Annotated in this window: 16 protein-coding genes; 10 read left to right on the top strand and 6 right to left on the bottom strand. The window is 71.1% G+C overall.

Translation table 11 applies throughout. The features are described from left to right. Positions 1–132: 132 nt before the first annotated feature. The 3 genes from ACFYL6_RS32830 to ACFYL6_RS32820 form a co-directional block, all read right to left on the bottom strand. Entirely contained in the window at positions 133–1,326 is a 1,194-nt protein-coding gene (locus ACFYL6_RS32830) for an endo-1,4-beta-xylanase (RefSeq protein ID WP_387177105.1), read from the bottom strand. 430 nt (positions 1,327–1,756) lie between these two features. Further along, on the bottom strand, positions 1,757–2,587 hold the full coding sequence (locus tag ACFYL6_RS32825; RefSeq protein ID WP_387177104.1) for a PIG-L family deacetylase: 831 nt from the start codon (positions 2,585–2,587) through the stop codon (positions 1,757–1,759). A 104-nt stretch (positions 2,588–2,691) separates the two neighbouring features. Continuing rightward, positions 2,692–3,879, bottom strand: coding sequence for an RNA ligase RtcB family protein (locus ACFYL6_RS32820; RefSeq protein WP_387177103.1), 1,188 nt, complete (start codon positions 3,877–3,879; stop codon positions 2,692–2,694). 171 nt (positions 3,880–4,050) lie between these two features. On the opposite strand from ACFYL6_RS32820, the gene ACFYL6_RS32815 reads away from it, so the two are divergent. Further along, positions 4,051–4,581: an adenylate kinase gene (locus ACFYL6_RS32815; RefSeq protein WP_387177102.1), complete on the top strand. Its 531-nt coding sequence runs from the start codon at positions 4,051–4,053 to the stop codon at positions 4,579–4,581. 46 nt (positions 4,582–4,627) lie between these two features. Here ACFYL6_RS32815 and ACFYL6_RS32810 read toward each other — a convergent pair whose 3' ends face one another. Then, on the bottom strand, positions 4,628–5,866 hold the full coding sequence (locus ACFYL6_RS32810) for an ice-binding family protein (RefSeq protein ID WP_387177101.1): 1,239 nt from the start codon (positions 5,864–5,866) through the stop codon (positions 4,628–4,630). A 241-nt stretch (positions 5,867–6,107) separates the two neighbouring features. Further along, positions 6,108–6,761, bottom strand: a complete 654-nt coding sequence (locus ACFYL6_RS32805) for a methyltransferase domain-containing protein (protein ID WP_387177100.1) — start codon at positions 6,759–6,761, stop codon at positions 6,108–6,110. A 129-nt stretch (positions 6,762–6,890) separates the two neighbouring features. Between ACFYL6_RS32805 and ACFYL6_RS32800 the strand changes: the two genes are divergently transcribed. Further along, positions 6,891–7,646: an SDR family oxidoreductase gene (locus ACFYL6_RS32800; RefSeq protein WP_387177099.1), complete on the top strand. Its 756-nt coding sequence runs from the start codon at positions 6,891–6,893 to the stop codon at positions 7,644–7,646. 9 nt (positions 7,647–7,655) lie between these two features. Here the strand turns inward: ACFYL6_RS32800 and ACFYL6_RS32795 are convergent, their stop codons facing one another. Further along, positions 7,656–9,878 (bottom strand): hypothetical protein, encoded by a 2,223-nt coding sequence (locus ACFYL6_RS32795; RefSeq protein WP_387177098.1) that lies wholly within the window; start codon positions 9,876–9,878, stop codon positions 7,656–7,658. A gap of 220 nt (positions 9,879–10,098) precedes the next feature. Here ACFYL6_RS32795 and ACFYL6_RS32790 point away from each other — a divergent pair, with 220 nt between their 5' ends. The 8 genes from ACFYL6_RS32790 to ACFYL6_RS32755 all read left to right on the top strand — a co-directional run bounded on the left by ACFYL6_RS32790 (position 10,099) and on the right by ACFYL6_RS32755 (position 18,913). Beyond that, positions 10,099–11,247 carry an FUSC family protein gene (locus ACFYL6_RS32790; protein ID WP_387177097.1) on the top strand — a complete coding sequence of 383 codons (1,149 nt, stop codon included), beginning with the start codon at positions 10,099–10,101 and terminating at the stop codon, positions 11,245–11,247. Positions 11,248–11,338: 91 nt separating this feature from the next. After that, positions 11,339–11,863, top strand: a complete 525-nt coding sequence (locus ACFYL6_RS32785) for a hypothetical protein (protein ID WP_387177096.1) — start codon at positions 11,339–11,341, stop codon at positions 11,861–11,863. Between the two features lie 70 nt (positions 11,864–11,933). Further along, the gene (locus ACFYL6_RS32780) at positions 11,934–12,776 is read left to right on the top strand and encodes a DUF4097 domain-containing protein (protein ID WP_387177095.1); all 843 of its coding nucleotides are present in this window, start codon (positions 11,934–11,936) and stop codon (positions 12,774–12,776) included. Between the two features lie 50 nt (positions 12,777–12,826). Further along, positions 12,827–13,804 (top strand): ATP-binding cassette domain-containing protein, encoded by a 978-nt coding sequence (locus tag ACFYL6_RS32775; protein WP_387177094.1) that lies wholly within the window; start codon positions 12,827–12,829, stop codon positions 13,802–13,804. After that, entirely contained in the window at positions 13,801–14,589 is a 789-nt protein-coding gene (locus tag ACFYL6_RS32770) for an ABC transporter permease (RefSeq protein WP_387177093.1), read from the top strand. The genes ACFYL6_RS32775 and ACFYL6_RS32770 overlap by 4 nt, the downstream gene beginning before the upstream one ends. A gap of 817 nt (positions 14,590–15,406) precedes the next feature. Beyond that, positions 15,407–17,089 (top strand): ribulokinase, encoded by a 1,683-nt coding sequence (araB, locus tag ACFYL6_RS32765; RefSeq protein WP_387177092.1) that lies wholly within the window; start codon positions 15,407–15,409, stop codon positions 17,087–17,089. After that, positions 17,086–17,778 (top strand): L-ribulose-5-phosphate 4-epimerase, encoded by a 693-nt coding sequence (locus ACFYL6_RS32760; RefSeq protein ID WP_387177091.1) that lies wholly within the window; start codon positions 17,086–17,088, stop codon positions 17,776–17,778. Before araB ends, ACFYL6_RS32760 begins: the two co-directional genes overlap by 4 nt. A gap of 130 nt (positions 17,779–17,908) precedes the next feature. Next, positions 17,909–18,913, top strand: a complete 1,005-nt coding sequence (locus ACFYL6_RS32755) for an ABC transporter substrate-binding protein (RefSeq protein WP_387177090.1) — start codon at positions 17,909–17,911, stop codon at positions 18,911–18,913. The last annotated feature ends 50 nt before the right edge of the window (positions 18,914–18,963 follow it).

The following is an 18,963-nucleotide window of genomic DNA, read 5'->3' as shown; positions in this document are numbered from 1 at the left end:
CCAGCGCCCCCCCCCCCCCCCGGGGGGGGCCGGGCGCCCCCCACCCACCCCCCCAGCCCGCCCCCCCCCCCGCGGGCGGGGGCCCCCCGGGGGGGGGGGGCCCCCCCCCCACCCCCCCCACGGCCCTGGGCGTCAGCGGCGGGGTCTGGGTGCGATGCGGGGCAGGACGTACGGCGGCCCGGCGAAGATCAGGTCGGACTTCAACTCCTGGTACGCCCGCTTGGGTTGGTAGTTCTCGTCGTAGATGGTGGCCAGGCCCTCCGGCGGGTCGTCGAACCAGCCCGGCACCCACGAGTGGTTGTCACTGAAACCCCAGACGGTGTACGACAGGCAGCTCCGCACGGCGAGGCACGCCTTCATCAGCACACTGAAGTTGGCGGCCGACGCCTGTAGCCGGGGGTTGATCTCCTCCGCGTTGCCCGCCTGGACGCCCTCCGTCAGCTGGCTGCGGACGTCGACCTCGGTGAACGCGGTCGCGACGCCGAGCCCGGCGAACTTCTTCAGCGCCGCGGTCACCTGGAGGGTGTCGAAGTTGCCGTACTGGGTGCCCAGGTGGCCCTGGGAGCCGACGCCGTCGATCGGGACACCCTGGGCGCGCAGGCCCTTGGTCATGTCGTACACGAACTGGGTCTTGTCGTCCGCCGGGTTACCCGAGCCGAACGCCTCGATGTTGTAGTCGTTGTAGAACAGCAGGGCCTTCGGGTCGGCGGCCCGCGCCCAGCGGAACGCGTCGGCGATGTAGCCGGGCCCGAGGTTCTGCGCCCAGAAGCCCTTGTAGTGCAGGGTCGACGGGGTGTCCCACGGGTCGCTGACCGCCTCGTTGACCACGTCCCATTGCCAGATCTTGCCCTTGTAGCGGTTGACGACGGTGGTGATGTGCTTGCGCAGCAGCTCGCGCAGCTCTTGCTTGCTGATGGAGCCGTCGGCGACGCCGCTGGTCAGCCAGGCGGGCAGCTGGTTGTGCCAGACCAGCACGTGGCCGCGCACGCTCTGCCGGTTGCGCTTGGCGAACTCGACGAACTGGTCGGCCGGGGCCCAGTTGTAGGTGCCGCGGGTCGGCTCCAGGCTCTCCCACTTCATCACGTTCTCGGCGGTGACCGAGGCGAACTCGGAGGAGGCCAGCCTGCGGTACTCCGGATCGCTGGCGTCGTTGAGGGCATCCATGTTCACGGCGGTGCCGACGTGCAGGCCGTGGCGCAGGCCGAGGGTGGCGAGGCTCTGCGTCGTCGGGTCGTACGGCCGACTCGCGGTGGCCGGCACCGTGTTCAGCGTCGCGACGGTCGCGACGGCGACCAGGCCGACGGTCGACCACTGTCTTAACTTCATGTGCCTTCCCTTCCAGACGATCAATAGATAGATGTCGATCTAGGAGGTGAGGGTCCGGTGTTGGCGGACGGAGACGCGGTTGGGGCGGATGGCACCGGAAGTTCCGGTCGGAAACCGGAAACCCGCTCGAAACGTTAAGCCGATCTATGTCTGGGCGTCAACGCCGAAAACTTCCGGAAATTCATCACACGACCTGCGTGGCACCGAAGGGCTGGCAGTCGAAACTTTCGGCGGCCGGTAGTTGGCGACCGGCCTCCGGTAGTCGGCGGTCGCGGCGCTGGCGCAGGGTACGGCGGCACGACGTTCGCGCGGTGCTGTCATCGCGGCGGACGGGCAACCGGCCGGGTACGGCTGCCCGGTTCAGACCCGCGCACGACGCAGGCATCGTCGACGCGGTGGCCGACGATGCCTGGTGCCGCTGGGAGACCGGTCAGCGCAGACCGGCGAAGAGGTCGTCCTCGGGGGTCGGCGCGCCGGTCCGGTCCCGGACCCGCAGGAAGGTCTCCACGCCCATCAGCTCGGTGAACCGCTCCTGGCCCAGTTGCAGGAAGAAGATGTTCTCGGTCTGACTGGCGTGGGTGGCCAGCGCCTCGAACTTCTGCGCGCCGTACTTGCTGGTGTCGACCCAGGTGGTGATCTCGTCGTCGGGGAGGCCGAGCTGCGGCCCCGGCTCCGTCGCCGCGTCCGGCTCGGCCCACTCGACGCCGAGCTCCTTCATGATCCGACCGAACTCGGCGAACGCCGTACGCGGCACCGTGGTCCAGTAGACCTTCGCCGGGACGTCCGTCTGCTCGACGGCGGCCATGGTGATCCGATGGGCCTGGATGTGGTCCGGGTGGCCGTAGAAACCGTTCTCGTCGTACGTGACGATCACGTCCGGCTGGTACTGCCGGATCAGCTCCGCGAGCCGGGCCGCCGCCTCCGCCACCGGCGTCGTCCAGAACGCGCCGGGCAGGTTGTTGGTCGGCCAGCCCATCATTCCGGAGTCGGCGTAGCCGAGGGTCTCCAGGTGGGTGACGTTCAGAGTCGCGCAGCTGGCCTCCAACTCGGCCTGGCGCATCGCCACCACGGCGGCGGGGTCGTGCCCCTCCTCGCCCGGCTTGACCCCACCCGGGCCGTCCCCACATCGCCCGTCGGTGCAGGTCACGAGCACGGTGGTGACCCCCTCGGCGGCGTAGCGGGCAAGGACGCCGCCGGTGCTCGTCGCCTCGTCGTCGGGGTGGGCGTGCACCGCCATCAGGGTCAGAGGTCGCTCAGCCATGCCACCACCCTACGGTCATCCGACCACTGCCCCGCGACCTCTACCGGGAACATCTGCGGGAGCGGGGTCCTACCCCCGCCCGGCCGGCAGTAGCAGGAACACGTTCACGACCGGCCTCGCCTGCCGCGGTGGCCCCGCCGGTCCCCTCGTGCGGCGGACCCGAGATCAGGCGTCTTGTAGGTGACCAGGGGCGTCGTGCTGACCACCGGCGTGGCCAACTCGTGCGCGACCAGGTCGGCGATCACCTGCTCGATGCGCTTGTACGCCGTGGGCGCCTCCTCGAAGAGCAACTGCCGGTCACCGCACACCACCAGCGACCCCACCGGGGTACGGCGTAGCTCCTCGACCGTGTGCTTGGCCCGGCCCCGCCGCAGGGCGTCGGCGCGCGACATCTTGCGGCCGGCGCCATGGGCCACCGAGTGGTTGGCGTCCGGCCCGGCGTGCGCGGCCACCAGATAGGACGCCGTTCCCCGGGTACCGGCGATCAGGACATCGCGCCCGTCACCCGGCGCAGCACCCTTGCGGTGCAGGTAGACCCCGTCCCGGACCTCGACCAGATTGTGGCACCGGTCGACGATCGGCGCGGTGGGCTCGGCCCCCAGCGCGTACGCCACCCGGGCGGCCAACACCCGGCGGTTGAGCGATCCCCAGCGCACGGCGTCGTCGTGCGTGCTCAGGTAGGCGGCGGGGTCGGGAGCCGCCCCGGCGCCGTGGACCTCGGTGTGCGCCCGGAGGATCCGCTCGCCCAGACCACGAGAACCGGTGTGCACGATGAGCACGAGATCGCCCGCGTCGAGCCCGAGCCGGCTTGCGTGCCGCACGTCGAGGATGGTGTCGACGCGGGCCAGCTCCACGAAGTGGTTGCCCCGACCGACCGTCCCGAGACCGTCCAGATGACCGGCCGGAACGTCACCCTCGACGGCGGCCCAGGCCGGGTCGTCGGCGTCCCGTACCGGGTCGAGCGCCTGGTCGAGGTCGGGGAACCGGGCGGCGAGCCGTTCCGGTACGGCACGCTTGAGCTTGATCGGAAACACGGCGATGCCGCAGCCGATGTCGGAGCCCACCAGGAACGGGTACAGCACGGTCGACGCCATGGCCGCACCGATCGGCGCGCCCTTGCCGGGGTGCAGGTCCGGCATCGCGGCGACGTGCAGCATCCCGTCCAGGGCGGCGACCTGTTGGCACTGCGCGAGCGCATCGGACTCGATCCAGCTCGCGGGAGAGGCGAACACCGTGACGGTGGCCGGAGCGGACGGGGACAGGGGCTCCCGAGGGAGGTGGTGCTGGGACAAGGAGGCTCACTCTTCGTCGCGAACGTGGGAACGGACGGCGTCACGGCCCCGGGAGGCATCACCGGTGGCGCGGAGCAGGCAGTGGTGTCCGTCAGTACGTCATGGACGTCACTCTGGCCGAGGCACGCCAGGCACGACAACCGATTTTCCTTCACGACGTACGCTGCCGCGATGAGCGCACCGCGTCGCATCCTGGTCTACGGGGTGTACGGCTCAGGCAAGTCCACGCTCGCCGCGCGGTTGGCCGACCACCTCGGACTGCCCTGGTACCCGGTGGACGACCTGCTCTGGCAGCCGGGCTGGGTCGAGGTGCCGGTCACCCAGCAGCGCAGCCGGATCGAGGAGATCTGCCGACGCGACCGCTGGATCATCGACGGGGCGTACCACGGCTGGCGGGACGTCCCGATGGCCCGCGCCGACCTGGTCGTCGGCCTGGACTATCCACGGTGGCGCTCGTTCGGACGGTTGCTCCGCCGCACCGTCCATCGGGTGGTCACGGGCGAGGTGATCTGCAACGGCAACCGCGAGTCGTTGAGCAGCGTGCTGTCTCCGGACTCGATCCTGGTGTGGCACGTCACCGCGTTCGGCCGGGCCCGACGGCGGATGCGGGCCTGGCAGGCCGACCCGTCCACGCCGCCCGTGGTGTTGCTGCGCTCCCCGGCGGAGCTGGACGTTTGGCTGACCGGGCTGCCCCGCCGCTGAGGCGCCCGGAGCGGCCCGGCCGGCAGGTCGCCGGCCGGGCCACCGATCAGGACTCCAGGCGTCGACGCCGGGCCAGGAAGAACGCGACCGCGCCCAGCACGACCATCACACTTCCGACGCCGGTCATGGCCGGGACCGCACCGCTGCCGGTGACCGGCAGGATGGGGTGCTTGCCGCCGCCACCAGGTTTACCGGGAGCGCCAGGGCTGCCAGGCGCTCCGGGTGCTCCGGGAGGTCCGGACGGACCAGGTGCGCCGGGGCTACCGGGGGCTCCGGGGCTACCGGGTGCGCCAGGTGCTCCCGGGCTACCGGGTGCTCCCGGGCTACCGGGTGCTCCTGGACTGCCGGGTGCGCCGGGGCTACCGGGTGCTCCCGGGCTGCCGGGCGCACCGGGACTGCCGGGTGCTCCCGGGCTGCCGGGTGCGCCGGGGCTGCCGGGTGCGCCGGGGCTGCCGGGTGCTCCCGGGCTGCCGGGCGGGCCGGACGGGCCGGGTGGGCCGGTGGGCCCGGGTGGGCCGGTCGGTCCGGGCGGGCCCGTCGGCCCGGCGCAGTTCGGTGCGGTGATGACGTTGGTGTCGAGGGTGACGGCGGCGGTGCGCGCCAGCGCGCGGCCCTGGAGGGTCGCGCCCGTGGCCATCGTGATCGCGGCCTGGGCCATGATGGTGCCCACGAAGGTGGTGCCGGTGCCGGTGCCGATCGTCGCCGAGCTGCCGATCTTCCAGAACACGTTGCAGGCCGAAGCCCCGTTGATCAGGGCGACGCTGCTGTTCGACGCCGTCGTCAGCGACGAGTCGACCTGGAAGATGAACACGGCCGACGGGTCGCCCTGGCCGTTGAGCGTCAACGTCCCGGTCAGTTGGGCCGCCCCGATCCGGTAGACCCCTTCGTTGAGTGTGTTGCCGCCCAGTTCCGCCGGAAGGATGGTGAATGGGGTCCGGCCGGCGGCGTCGTTGAAGGCGGTGGTCAGGTCGCTCTGAGCCTGTAGGGCGACCGCGTCCCCGAGGTGCACCTCGCCGCCGATGGTTGCTGTCTCGAAGCCGGCCGCGGTGTTGCCGGGGAAGCGCCCGAGGCTCTGGCCCAGGAAGCTGGGGCCGGTGTTGGTCGGCTGCGCCCCGGCCAGGACGGAGAAGTCGGCCGCCGTCCCGAGGTTGACCGGTGCTTCCTGCGCGTTGGCGGCGGTCGAGCTGAAGAGCAGCAGGCTGGCTGCCACTGTGGCGGCTGCACCAGCCGCGAGCGTGGGCAGGACCACTCGCCGCCGTAGCCAGTGTTTGGGTTTAGCTGTCACAGAACACCCTCCGTGGGTACTACTCGCAGGAGACGTCCAGCGAGTGGCGTCCTGCGTGATACGGGCCTGTATGGCGCCGATAAGCGCGGTGACCACCACATCACGCCAGGTGTTCGAATGTGGGCAAATTGGGACAATAGCCAAGGTGCATCTATCTGAATGGGACTGACCTTCGCGTTCTTGTTTTCCGGTTCCGCGAAAGCGGGCAGTGCGCGTTCCGGGAAGCGGAGCGGATTTCGGCCTATCGCCCGACCGTCGGGAGCGGCGTGGTCGCGCGGCCGAGGACGCAGGGGGAGGAAGGGCTGTTACTGGTGGCCGGGAAATGGAACCGGCGCACCTCCTCCACCTGGAAACCGGCCGCCGCGATGGCGGTGACGGTGTCGCGGCTGGTGTGGCAGCCGGCGAACAGCTTCGGCCACAGTGTGGCGTCGACGAGTCGTTGGGCGCGATACAGACGAGGGGCCTCCTCGGCGGCCACGTGCTCGAAGAACCGCACCTGGCCCCCGGGGCGCAGCACCCGGCTGATCTCGGCCAACGCGCTCGCCTGATCGGGCACGGTGCACAACACCAACGCGACCACGGCCGCGTCGAACTCGCCCTTCCCGGCGGGCAGCGCCTGGGCCAGACCGTCGACGACGGTGACCGGAACCGGCGCGTCCGACGCGGCGCGCTCGGCAGCGGCACGCAGGCGCCGCTCCGGTTCGACCGCGAGGACCTGGGTCACCCCCGGCGGGTAGTGGGCGAACATCCGCCCGTTGCCCGCCCCGATCTCGATCACCCGCCCGGACAGGCCGGCGACCAGGTCCCGTCGGAACGCCGCCGTGCCGGCGCGGTCCATGGCGACGCTGAGTCGCTCGTACACGCGGGCGAACACCGGGTGGGACACCGTGGTCACGTCGACCTCCAGGGATGGCGTGATGTCCGTAGAACACTTTCTCCGGCGATTGTCCTGCATCCGCGCACGCTTTCCGTCTTACTGATTGGCAGCACGATTCAATCCGGTGCAGACAGGACTGGTTCGACCATGAAGATCGTCGTGATCGGCGGCAGCGGCCTCATCGGCTCCAAGCTCGTGGACCGCCTCGGCGCCCAGGGTCACGAGGCGGTGCCGGCATCGCCGAAGACCGGCGTGAACACCCTGACCGGCGAGGGAGTGGCCGAGGCGCTCACCGGCGCCGAGGTCGTCGTCGACGTGTCGAACTCGCCGTCGTTCGAGGACGCCGCCGTGCTGGAGTTCTTCGAGACGTCCACCCGGACGCTCCTCGCCGCCGCGTCGGACGCCGGGGTGGGTCACTACGTGGCGCTCTCCATCGTGGGGAGCGACCGCATTCCGGACAGCGGCTACATGCGCGCGAAGGTCGCCCAGGAGAAGCTCATCGTGGCGTCCGGAATGCCGTACTCGGTGGTGCACGCCACCCAGTTCTTCGAGTTCCTCCAGGGCATCATCGACGCCGCCACGGACGGTGACACCGTGCACCTCGCGCCGATGCTCATTCAGCCGATGGCCGCGGACGACGTCGCGGCCGCGGTGGCCGAGGTCGTGCTCAGCCCGCCGACGAACTCCGTGGTCGAGGTCGCTGGCCCGGAGCAGTTCCGCCTCGACGAACTGGGTCGATCCCTCCTCGCCGACCAGCAGGACCCCCGTTCCGTGGTGGCCGACCCCGACGCCCGGTACTTCGGCGCCAAGCTGGGCGAACGCTCGCTCGTCCCCGCCGACGGCGCCCGCCTTTCCGGCACCGGGCTGGACGACTGGCGTACCCGGGCAAGCCGGGGACAGTGAGCCGGCCCGCTATCTCGACGTTCCGGGTGGGCCGGCGCGCCCACCGAGGCGCTGCGCCAACTCCCGCACCACCTCGGTGAACGGTTCATCGGACTCAGCCGGCCAGTGCCCGTGGATGGGTGGGGCGACGCTGTCCCCGGGGGGTGTCACCACGTCGCGGGGATCACGCTGTCGGCGATCCACTGCGGTGGCCGGGTCGCCCGGCGCGGGGGACGGCTCGGGGGAGAAGATCCACCCGCCGATGGGGTCGGTGTCGCGCCACAGGTTCACCCAGCGCCAACCCACCCGACGGCCGATCTCGTGCAGTGCCGCGTCGTCGACGTAGGCGGGAAAGAGCCGCGCGTAGAGGCGGCGCAGCGGTGATCCGTGGGTGAGCAGGGCGACCCGTTCACCGACCCGCGGCGGCAGCTGCAGCACCGTGGCGGCGAGCAGGACCGAGCCGTGGCTGTGCCCGGTGAGCAGCACCGCGTCGCCGCGCTCGACGAGGTAGGTGATCCGGCGGGCCAGCTCCGGCACGGCCCGTTCGGAGTAGCAGGGCGGCGCGAACGGGTGGGCGGCCCGGGGCCAGAAGGTGCCGAGGTCCCAGAGGACACCGATGTGCCGGCGGTACGGCTCGGTCCGGTACGCGAAGATTCCGCCGATGATCAGGCCGAGGATGACTGCCGCGATCACCCAGCTACCGAACGCGGTGCCGAAGGTGACCACGTCCGCCGGCAGCCCCACGGCCCGCTCGATGACATCACCCGGGACCTGCCCCAGCAGGCCGATGGTGGTGGTGGCCGTGGCGAGTCCGGCGAGACAGCCGTACAGCACGGCCAGCGGCACCAGTTTCTCGGTGAAGCGAGCCCGGGCTATCGCGTCTCGGATCTGCCGCAGTCGGGGCCCTGCCTCGGCCGGCGCGTTCGGGAAGTCGCGGGCGACTATGGCCGCCGCGACCCGGCGTCGACTTCGTCGGGAGATCAGCACGACGAGGCCAGCGACGACCACGGTGACCAGCAGTGCCCGGAAGAAGCCGAAGATGGCCCAGGTGTAGGCCCGGGGCGGGCCGGAGGCGATGCCCTCCCCGGTCGGCACGTCCCGGTCCAGGAAGTCGGCCACCCGGTAGACCAACTCGGCGGAGTACGCCACCGCCATGCTGATTCCGGTGGCGGCGACAACGATCGCGCCCAGCCCGAACAGCGGGGTGGCGCCGCGCTCCCGGCGGCGGTGCCAGAGCAGCACCACGCCCAGGGCGGCCAAGAGCATCGTCTGCGCCACGAACAGGCCGGCGAGGGTGGTGTCGTAGCCGGGAAGTCCGTGCTCCTTCGGCCACCGCGGCGAGCCGATCGGGACGTGTGCCACGACGGCCACGGTCAGGATGACGGCAGCGGTCCGGAGGGTGCGGGTGACCCGGTCGAGCCGCTGGTCACCAGGGGCCCGGTCCATCAGCGGCGGTGTGCAGAGCAGCCCCACGCAGCCCGCCAGGATCACCCCCGTGATCGCCGTCAGTGCGGTCGTGGCCGCCGAGGCGTCACCCGCGCCTCGGGCCAGGAGCAGGGCGAGGTCCAGCGTCGCGAAGGCCGCCGCGACGTGGATGGCCCGCAAACGGCCCACCAGCGGCTCGGCGTCCCATCGACCGACGGTGCCGAGCCGAGGCGCGGAGCTGCCCTGATCGGGTGCGCGAAACGCCTCGAACGTCCGCCCCGGACGGGAGCTGACCCGCCAGATCAGGCCGATCGCGGCGGCCGGGACCAGCGCGAGCACCGCCAGCCGCTGTCCCACCGGCCGTCCACCCAACCAGGACAACCAACTGCGTCCCGCCAGGCAGTCCGGCGAGGCCAGACACTTCCAACCGACGAGATCCAGGGCGACGCCGGCGATGGCGAGCACGTACAGCACGGTGAGCGTGAGCGCCAGCACCCGGCACAGGGACTTGACCGTCGCCTCGGACCCGGGGTTCGCCGGGCGCATCCAGATCGCGACGTTGACCAGCATGAAGGGGAGCAGGAACACCACCGCCAGGGTCCGGGCCACGGTCCCGGAGGGCAGGTCACCCCAGCGGTACGCCTCCAGCGTCACCCCGCGTACGCCGGCGGTGTCCGAGCACCGGGGGCGCGGCCGGTAGAAACCGCCGCTGCGGTCACCGGCGACCTGGCCGGTCTGTTGCAGGTCCAGCACCTGTGCGGCGCTCGCGCCGGAGACTCCGTGCACCCGCAGCTCCACCACGTCACCGGAGTCGTCCGGCCCGCTCAACCCCGCTGATCCATCCGACGTCCCCCTGAGGCGTCTCGCAGCCCTTCTCCCGCGACCCAGCCCCGAGGCCACGCGCCGGGGCCGCCGACCGCGGTGACGGCAGAGCCGGGTCTACCCGAACCGGCCGCCCTCAATCGCGGCGGGCCGGGGCGCTACCGCCCGGGCCCGACCGGCCCATGCCGGCGAGGATTGATCCGGTCGTGGCGGGGTAGGTGCCGCCATGGTCGCTGCCGGTCGGCGCGGAGCGGACGCGGGCCCGTCGACCGTCGCACGGTGGTGGGACCGGGTGGTGGCCGCGTTGCGCGACCGGGTCCGTCGGGTACGGACCATCGGGGGCCTCGCCCTGCAGGCCGGCCTGGCCGCAGCGCTGTCCTGGATCGTGGCGCACTCGCTGCTGCAGGTGTCGCAGCCGGTCTTCGCGCCGATCTCCGCCGTCTCGACGCTCGCCGCGTCCGTCGGCCAGCGGTTGCGTCGCACCGTCGAGCTGATCATCGGTGTCACCGTCGGGGTGCTGATCGGCGACCTGCTGCTCCTGGTGATCGGCACCGGGTGGTGGCAGCTCGCCCTGATCGTCGTGCTGGCGATCGTCGTCGCGCTCTTTCTGGCGGGCAGCGCGGCGGTGGTGATCCAGGCCGGCGCGACGGCGGTGCTGATCGCCACGCTCAGCCCGGCCGTCCGGGACCTGGAGATCCCCCGGTTCGTGGACGCGCTCGTCGGGGGAGGGGTGGCGCTGCTGGTCACCGCCGTGTTGCTGCCGCTGAACCCGCTGCGGGTGCTCAACCGGGCCGCGCGGCCGGCCTTGGACCTCCTCGTGACCCAGCTCGACGCCACCGCCGAGGCGCTGACCGAGCGGGACGCCGCTCGGGCCCGTACCGCCCGGGGTGAGCTGCGGCAGAGCGCGGGCCGGTTGAAGGCGTTCGTCGAGGCGACCCAGGGCGCCCGGGAGGCGAGCACCCTCTCGCCGGTGTACTGGCACCAACGGCACGGGCCGGTGGGCCGCTACGCGCAGGCGGCGGAGCCGATCGACCGGGCGATGCGCAACAGCGGCACCCTGATCCGACGGTCGGTGACGCTCATCGAGGACGGCGAGCCGGTGCCGGAGTCGTTGCCGACGGCGGTGGCCGAGCTCGCCGAGGCCGTCCGCCTGCTCAAGCGACAGTTCGCTGCCGGTGCCGAGCCGAACCGGGCGCGGGAGCAGGCGCTGCGGGCGGTCCGGACGGCCGGGCATGCCTATCGAGACGGCGTCGGCTTCTCCGGAGCGGTGGTGGTGGCTCAGGTCCGTACGACCGTCAGTGACCTCCTGGTCGCCTCCGGACTGAGCCAGGAGGACGCGAATCACCTGGTCCGGAGGGTTTTCGGCGACCTCTGAGAGCTCGGCGATCCGCAGCGGAGCCAGATGACGGCACCTTGCTGAGCCATGACTGTTGCATTCTGAGCCAAAGTGGTGCCATGATGGTGCCATGGAGCTGAGGTCATACGTCGAGAACCTGCGTAACGAGTTCGCCGTGGCCGCGGAGGGCGTCGACCCGGAGGCCCGGGCGTTGGCCGAACGACTCTTCGCGCAGTTGGAGGCGGCCACCCGTCTCACGCTGCTCGAGGCGCTGTCCGACGCGGCCGACGAGATCACCCGCGACCTCGCACCGGGGTCGGTGCACGTTCGGTTGCGGGGGCGCGAGCCCGACTTCGTGGTGACGCCGGCCAGCCCGCCGGTCGAGGTGGTGAGCGAGCCCAGCGGCCCGCCGCCGCTGTCGGTGTCGGTGTCCGCGCCCGACGGCGACGAGGGCGGCACCTCGCGGATCAACCTGCGGCTGCCCGACCACCTGAAGGCCAGCGTCGAGGACGCCGCCGGGCGCGCCGGGCTCTCGGTCAACGCCTGGCTGGTACGCGCCGTCGCCGGCGCCATCGGGGCGGGCGACACGGAGCGTCGTCCACCCCGCCGGGTGGAGCCGACCTCCGGGCAGCACTTCACCGGCTGGGCCCGCTAACTCCCCGTACCCCTTCCACCACGCCGCTGACCAGCGGCGACCTCCGCCGACCACCTTTCGGGAGACCACCATGCCTGTTTTCGAGACGCCAGAACCGATCTCCGTCCAGATCGAGCTGCCGATCGGCGATGCCTGGATCGCCGCGAGCGACCGCACCGACACGGTGGTGACGGTGCGGCCCCGCGACCCGTCGAGCAAGGCCGACGTGAGCGCCGCCGAACAGAGCACCGTCGAGTTCGCCGCCGGGCGACTGGTGATCCGGGTGCCGAAGAGTTGGCGCCGCTACGGGTTCGGTCCCGGCCCGTCGGTCGACGTCCTGATCGAGGTGCCGACCGGCTCGCGGGTGTACGCCGAGGCGTCGTGGGCGGCGTTCCGCTGCGAGGGGCGGCTCGGTGAGTGTCGGATCAAGACCGGCAGCGGCATCCGGCTCGACGAGACCGGGCCGTTGGAGATCGACAGCAGCCACGGCGAGGTCGCGGTCGAGCGTGTCCTGGGCTCCGCCCGGGTGAAGGCCTCGTCCGGCAAGGTGCGCATCGGCGCGGTCGACGGCACCGCCGAGATCAAGAATTCGTCCGGCGACTGCTGGATCGGCCGCAGCGGTGGCGACGTCCGGATCAACACGGCCTACGGCGACATCACCGTGGACGCGTCGCTGGCCTCGGTGACGGCGCGCACCGCCTACGGCAACCTCCGGCTCGGTGAGGTCGCCCGCGGCGCGATCGACCTGCAGACCTCCTACGGCGCGATCGAGGTCGGCATCCGTCGCGGGACCGCCGCCTGGCTCGACGTCAGTTCCAAGCACGGCCGCGTGCACAACGCGCTGGAGTCGACCGACAGCCCGGCGCAGACCGACGAGACGGTCGAGGTCCGGGCGAACACCTCCTACGGCGACATCATGATCCGCCGCGCCTGACGCATCGCCCCGCCTGACCGATCACCGCGCCGACCACAAATGAGGAGACCATGACCAGCTCCATGAACCCCGCGATCGTCGCCACCGACCTGCGCAAGTCCTACGGCGACAAGGTCGTGCTGGACGGCATCGACCTGATGATCACCGAGGGCACGATCTTCGCGTTGCTCGGTCCGAACGGCGCCGGCAAGACCACCACCGTGCAGATCCTCTCCACTCTGATCAACGCCGACGGCGGTAACGCCCGCGTCTTCGGCCACGACCTGACCCGGGAGCCCGACGCGGTACGCGCGCTGATCGGCGTCACCGGCCAGTTCTCCGCCGTCGACAACCTGCTCACCGGTCGGGAGAACCTGACCCTGATGGCCGACCTGTGTCACCTGGACCGGGCCGCCGGTCGGCGGCGGATCACCGACCTGCTCGACCAGTTCGACCTGACCGAGGCGGCGGGCAAGCCGGTGTCGACGTACTCCGGCGGGATGCGGCGGCGGCTCGACCTCGCGATGACCCTGGTCGGCGAGCCCCGCGTCATCTTCCTCGACGAGCCGACCACCGGCCTCGACCCGCGCAGCCGCCGGGCCATGTGGCACATCATCCGCGCACTTGCCGCCGAGGGCGTGACCATCCTGCTCACCACGCAGTACCTGGAGGAGGCCGACCAACTCGCCGACCGGGTGGCGTTCCTCGACCACGGTCGACTGATCGCCGAGGGCACGCCCCGCGAGCTCAAGCGGCTCATCCCGGGCGGTCACGTCGTGTTGCAGTTCGCCGACCAGGAGGGGCTCGACTCGGCGGCCCGGACCTTCGCGGCCGCCACCCGCGACGACGCGGCGCTCACCCTCCAGGTGCCGAGTGACGGCGGGGTCGGGTCGCTGCGATCCCTGCTCGACCAACTCGACCGCGCCTCGATCAGCGTGGCGGGGCTCTCCGTGCACACCCCCGACCTCGACGACGTCTTCCTCACCCTCACCGGTCAGCCCGACACCCGGGCCAGCCGACCCGACCACGAAAGGGCTACCGCGCGATGAGCACCCTCTCCCTCGCCGTCCGCGACTCGAGCACCATGCTGCGGCGCAACCTGCTGCACATGCGGCGGTACCCGTCGATGACGTTCCTGCTCATCGGCATCCCGATCATCATCCTGCTGCTCTTCGTCTACGTCTTCGGTGGCACGCTCGGCGCCGGCCTCGGCCCGTCCGGCGACCGCTCCCAGTACGCCAACTACGTCACCCCCGGAATCCTGCTCATCACGGTGGTCAGCGCCGCGCAGGGCACCGCCATCTCGGTCGCGATGGACATGACCGAGGGGATCATCGCCCGGTTCCGGACGATGTCGATCTTCCGACCGTCGGTCCTCACGGGCCACGTACTGGGCAGCCTGGTGCAGACCATGCTCAGCCTCGTGGCCGTCACCGTCGTGGCGCTGCTGGTCGGGTTCCGGCCCACGGCCAACGCGGTGGAGTGGCTGGCCGCGGTCGGCGTCCTTGCCATGATCACTTTTGCGCTCACCTGGCTGTCCGTCGCTCTCGGCCTGGTCAGTGACAGCGTCGAGACGGCCAGCAACCTGCCCATGCCGCTGATCCTCCTGCCGTTCCTCGGCAGCGGGTTCGTCCCCACCGACTCCATGCCGGCCGCCGTGCGGTGGTTCGCGGACTACCAGCCCTTCACGCCCGTCATGGAGACCCTCCGCGGCCTGCTCCTGGGCACCGGGATCGGCGCCAACGGGATCATCGCGGTCGCCTGGTGCGCCGTCATCAGCGTGGGCTGCTTCTTCTGGGCCAAGGCCCTGTACAACCGCAACCGGACGGCCTGATCCCACCGGCGCTCGGCCTCGCCATCGCATTAGAGAGCCGGCGGCTCGGCCCAGAGGGGTCGGGCCGCCGGTTCGTGGCGTCGCCCGACCGGCGGGCCGGTGGCGCGAGCGCGTGGTCGGGCTCCGGGCCGGCGGCGCGGGCTGGCGCCGCGAGCGCATCGGGCTGCGAACCGGTGGCGCGAGCGCGTGGTCGGGCTGCGGGCCGACGGCGCGGGCGCATGATCCACTCGGGTTTCTTGAAGTCGGCCGGTCACGCCGCTGCGGAGCCCGCGACTTCAGCAAACGCGAGTGGACCTTGCTGCCCGGCGCCGTCCGACGTGCCGTCCGGCCGAGCGGGCCGACCCGGGCGGCGAGGCCCGCCAAGACGTTGAATGTTATCGATAACACGGCCACGCCGGCCGGCTGCGCGCTGCGCGGACCGCCCCTCCGGAGCGCTCACTCCTGAGCCCGCATGGTCATCGATGGCTGTACCGCGGATCTGAGCGCGAGAGCGTGACGCTCCGGCGATGTTATCGCTGCCATCATCGTCGGCCGAGACATGGTCGCTATCGGACGGTAGTCCCGCTGTGTCCGGCGTGTTGGACCTGTCGCCCCGCCTCTCGAGGCCGCCGTCGTCGGTGACCGATCCGCTCGGACGCCCCAGTAGCCACCTGATCGACGTCGTTGACGCCGGAATCGCGCGCTTTGCACCGGTCCGCTATCTACCCTCCCGAGTCGGTCCGCCTTCCGCGTTCCGTTACGGAGCTGTTGCGGGTAGATGTCTTGACGAGCCTGGATGTGAGCGTTAACACTATCCCCGTTAACGGTGGAGGTGAACATGAACCGTGTGGACGGAGCTGACGACCGCTACGTCGTCGGTGTCGACTACGGCACCCTGTCCGGGCGAGCTCTGGTGGTCCGTGTCGGCGATGGTGCCGAGTTGGGGACCGCGGTGCACGAGTACGGCGATGGCGTGATCAGCACGGCGCTTCCGGGAGGTCGATCGCTTCCCCCGGACTGGGCCCTGCAGAACCCGCAGGACTACCGCGACGTGCTCCGGTACGCCGTCCCGGCGGCGGTGTCCGCCGCGGGGGTGGACCCGGCGGCGGTGGTCGGCATCGGCATCGACTTCACCGCCTGCACCGTGCTGCCGACGCTCGCCGACGGCACCCCGCTGTGCGAGACACCCGAGCTGCGCGACCGACCGCACGCCTGGGTCAAGCTGTGGAAGCACCACGCCGCGCAGCCGCACGCCGACCGGATCAACGCGCTGGCCCACGAGCGGGCCGAGCCGTGGATCGGCCGGTACGGCGGCAAGATCTCCGCCGAGTGGCAGTACGCCAAGGGCCTGCAGATCCTGGAGGAGGACCCGGAGGTCTACGACCGGGCCGAGCGCTTCATCGAGGCCGCCGACTGGATCGTCTGGCAGCTCTGCGGCACCGAGACCCGCAACGTCTGCACCGCCGGATACAAGGGCATCCTGCAGGACGGTCACTATCCCTCCGAAGGTTTCCTGACCGCGCTCAACCCCAACTTCGGCGACTTCGTGGCCAAGCTGGACGGTCCGTTGCTCCCCCTCGGCGCCCGAGCCGGCGCGCTCACCGCCCAGGCCGCCGCATGGACCGGCCTGCCGGAGGGGATCGCGGTGGCCGTCGGCAACGTCGACGCGCACGTCACCGCGGCGTCCGCGCAGGCGGTGGAGCCGGGTCGGCTGGTCGCCATCATGGGCACCTCGACCTGCCACGTCGTCAACGGCACGGAGGTCGCCGAGGTGGCCGGCATGTGCGGTGTCGTGGACGGCGGCATCAGCCCCGGGGCATGGGGTTACGAGGCTGGGCAGAGCGGCGTCGGCGACATCTTCGGCTGGTTCGTCGAGCACGCCGCCCCGGCCGGCACCGACTCGCACGAACGCCTCACCGAGTTGGCCGCGAGCCAGCCCGTCGGCGGGCACGGTCTGATCGCCCTGGACTGGTGGAACGGCAACCGTTCCCTGCTGGTCAACCACGACCTCAGCGGGCTGATCGTCGGCATGACCCTGGCCACCCGGCCAGCGGACATCTACCGGGCCCTGCTGGAGTCCACCGCGTACGGCACCCGGATGATCATCGAGGCGTTCGTCGACGCCGGAGTCCCGGTGAACGACCTGGTGATCGCCGGTGGTCTGACCAACAACGCGCTGCTGATGCAGATCTACGCCGACGTGACCAAGCGACCGCTGAACATCATCGCCTCGGCGCAGGGGCCGGCGCTGGGCTCGGCGATCCACGCCGCCGTCGCCGCCGGTGAGTTCCCCTCGATCCACGAGGCGTCGCAGGCGATGGGTCGGGTGCACGAGGCCGTCTACCGCCCGGACCCCGAGCGGGCGCGCGCCTACGACGCGCTCTATGCCGAGTACCGGGCGCTGCACGACCACTTCGGTCGTGGCGGCAACGACGTCATGCTCCGCCTGCGGGCGATCCGTAACGCGGCGGTCGAGACCGCCGCGGCCACGCACGAGGCCCCGCTGGAGGTGGTGGCGTGAACGCCGAGGTGACCCGACAGATCGGCGAGCTGCGCGAGACCGTCGCCCGCCTGCACGCCGAGTTGACCCGGTACAACCTGGTCGCCTGGACGTCCGGCAACGTCTCCGCGCGGGTCCCGGGCCAGGATCTGATGGTGATCAAGCCGAGTGGGGTGAGCTACGACGACCTCACCGCGGCCACGATGGTGGTCTGCGACCTGGACGGCGTACTCATCGAGGGCGACTTCGCCCCGTCCAGCGACACCGCCGCCCACGCCTACGTCTACCGGGCCATGCCCGAGGTCGGTGGGGTCGTGCACACGCACAGCTCGTACGCGACCGCCTGGGCCGCGTGTGGGGAGTCGATCCCCTGCCACCTCACCGCGCAGGCGGACGAGTTCGGTGGGGAGATCCCGATCGGCCCGTTCGCGCTGATCGGCGGCGACGACATCGGCAAGGGCATCGTCGCCACGCTCGCCGGGCACCGCTCGCCCGCGGTGCTGATGCGCAACCACGGCGTGTTCACCATCGGCCGCGACGCCCGCGCGGCGGTCAAGGCGGCGGTCATGTGCGAGGACGTGGCCCGTACCGCGCACCTGGCCCACACCCTTGGGCAGCCGGTCCCGATGGCCCAGGCAGACATCGATGCTCTTTATGACCGTTACCAGAACGTCTACGGTCAACAACCAGTCGCACCGGCGGGTTCCTGACCCCTGCACCGATCATCCGAGACCCGTCGGTCTGCACCACGACGCACCAGCACGCACCACCCGCGTACGCCGCTCTTGCGCACCTCGGCGGTTGGCGCGGTTACCCACCACATCCAGCCAAGGAGATTCGATGGGAAAGATGCGAACGCAGTCCGCTCCGTGGCGCGCTGCCGCGGTCCTCGCCAGCGTGCTGCTGGTCGGCGGCGTGGCGGCCTGCGGCAACAGCGACACCGGCGGCGGCGGGTCCAAGGACGACGGCAAGATCACGATGGGCTTCTCCCAGGTCGGCGCGGAGAGCGGGTGGCGTACCGCGAACACCACCTCCATCAAGGAGTCGGCGGCCGCCGCGGGCGTCGAGCTGAAGTTCGACGACGCTCAGCAGAAGCAGGAAAACCAGATCAAGGCGATCCGCAACTACATCCAGCAGAAGGTCGACGTGATCGCCTTCTCGCCGGTGGTGGAGTCCGGGTGGGACACCGTGCTCAAGGAGGCCAAGGACGCCGGCATCCCGGTCATCCTGACCGACCGCTCGGTCGACTCGGCCGACAAGTCGCTGTACAAGACCTTCCTCGGCTCGGACTTCGTCAAGGAGGGCCGGCTCGCGGGTGAGTGGCTGGTCGAGCAGAAGAAGGGCGCCTCGGGCACGGTGAACATCGTCGAGCTGCAGGGCAACACCGGTGCGGCGCCGGCGAACGATCGCAAGAAGGGCTTCGGTGAGGCGATCGCCGCCAACCCGAACCTGAAGATCATCGCTTCCCAGCCGGGTGACTTCACCCGGGCCGGCGGCAAGCAGGTCATGGAGCAGTTCCTCAAGGCCAACAAGCAGATCGACGTGTTGTTCGCGCACAACGACGACATGGGTCTGGGCGCGCTCGAGGCGATCACCGCTGCCGGCAAGGTGCCCGGCAAGGACATCACCATCATCACGGTCGACGCCGTCAAGGACGGCATGCAGGCTCTCGCCGACGGGAAGTTCAACTTCATCGCGGAGTGCAGCCCGCTGCTCGGCCCGCAGCTGATGGACCTGGCCAAGAAGGTCCACGCGGGCGAGGAGGTGCCGCCTCGGATCGAGACCGAGGAGACCACCTTCACGACCGAGCAGGCCAAGGAAGCTCTGCCCAACCGTAAGTACTGATCGACGACGGGGTCGCCGCGTTCGCGTGGCGGCCCCGCCGCGTCGCTTCC

Source organism: Micromonospora sp. NPDC007208 (assembly GCF_042869175.1).
In the GTDB taxonomy this organism is placed as follows: domain Bacteria; phylum Actinomycetota; class Actinomycetes; order Mycobacteriales; family Micromonosporaceae; genus Micromonospora; species Micromonospora foliorum.
Note: the sequence above shows the minus strand (reverse complement) of the source record. Positions and strands in the feature narration are given on the sequence as shown.

Coding starts and splice junctions, on each gene's coding strand:
- ACFYL6_RS32830 (WP_387177105.1), bottom strand. CDS start 1,326: ATGAAGTTAAGACAGTGGTCGACCGTCGGCCTGGTCGCCGTCGCGACC.
- ACFYL6_RS32825 (WP_387177104.1), bottom strand. CDS start 2,587: ATGGCTGAGCGACCTCTGACCCTGATGGCGGTGCACGCCCACCCCGAC.
- ACFYL6_RS32815 (WP_387177102.1), top strand. CDS start 4,051: ATGAGCGCACCGCGTCGCATCCTGGTCTACGGGGTGTACGGCTCAGGC.
- ACFYL6_RS32800 (WP_387177099.1), top strand. CDS start 6,891: ATGAAGATCGTCGTGATCGGCGGCAGCGGCCTCATCGGCTCCAAGCTC.
- ACFYL6_RS32790 (WP_387177097.1), top strand. CDS start 10,099: ATGGTCGCTGCCGGTCGGCGCGGAGCGGACGCGGGCCCGTCGACCGTC.
- ACFYL6_RS32785 (WP_387177096.1), top strand. CDS start 11,339: ATGGAGCTGAGGTCATACGTCGAGAACCTGCGTAACGAGTTCGCCGTG.
- ACFYL6_RS32780 (WP_387177095.1), top strand. CDS start 11,934: ATGCCTGTTTTCGAGACGCCAGAACCGATCTCCGTCCAGATCGAGCTG.
- ACFYL6_RS32775 (WP_387177094.1), top strand. CDS start 12,827: ATGACCAGCTCCATGAACCCCGCGATCGTCGCCACCGACCTGCGCAAG.
- ACFYL6_RS32770 (WP_387177093.1), top strand. CDS start 13,801: ATGAGCACCCTCTCCCTCGCCGTCCGCGACTCGAGCACCATGCTGCGG.
- araB (WP_387177092.1), top strand. CDS start 15,407: ATGAACCGTGTGGACGGAGCTGACGACCGCTACGTCGTCGGTGTCGAC.
- ACFYL6_RS32755 (WP_387177090.1), top strand. CDS start 17,909: ATGGGAAAGATGCGAACGCAGTCCGCTCCGTGGCGCGCTGCCGCGGTC.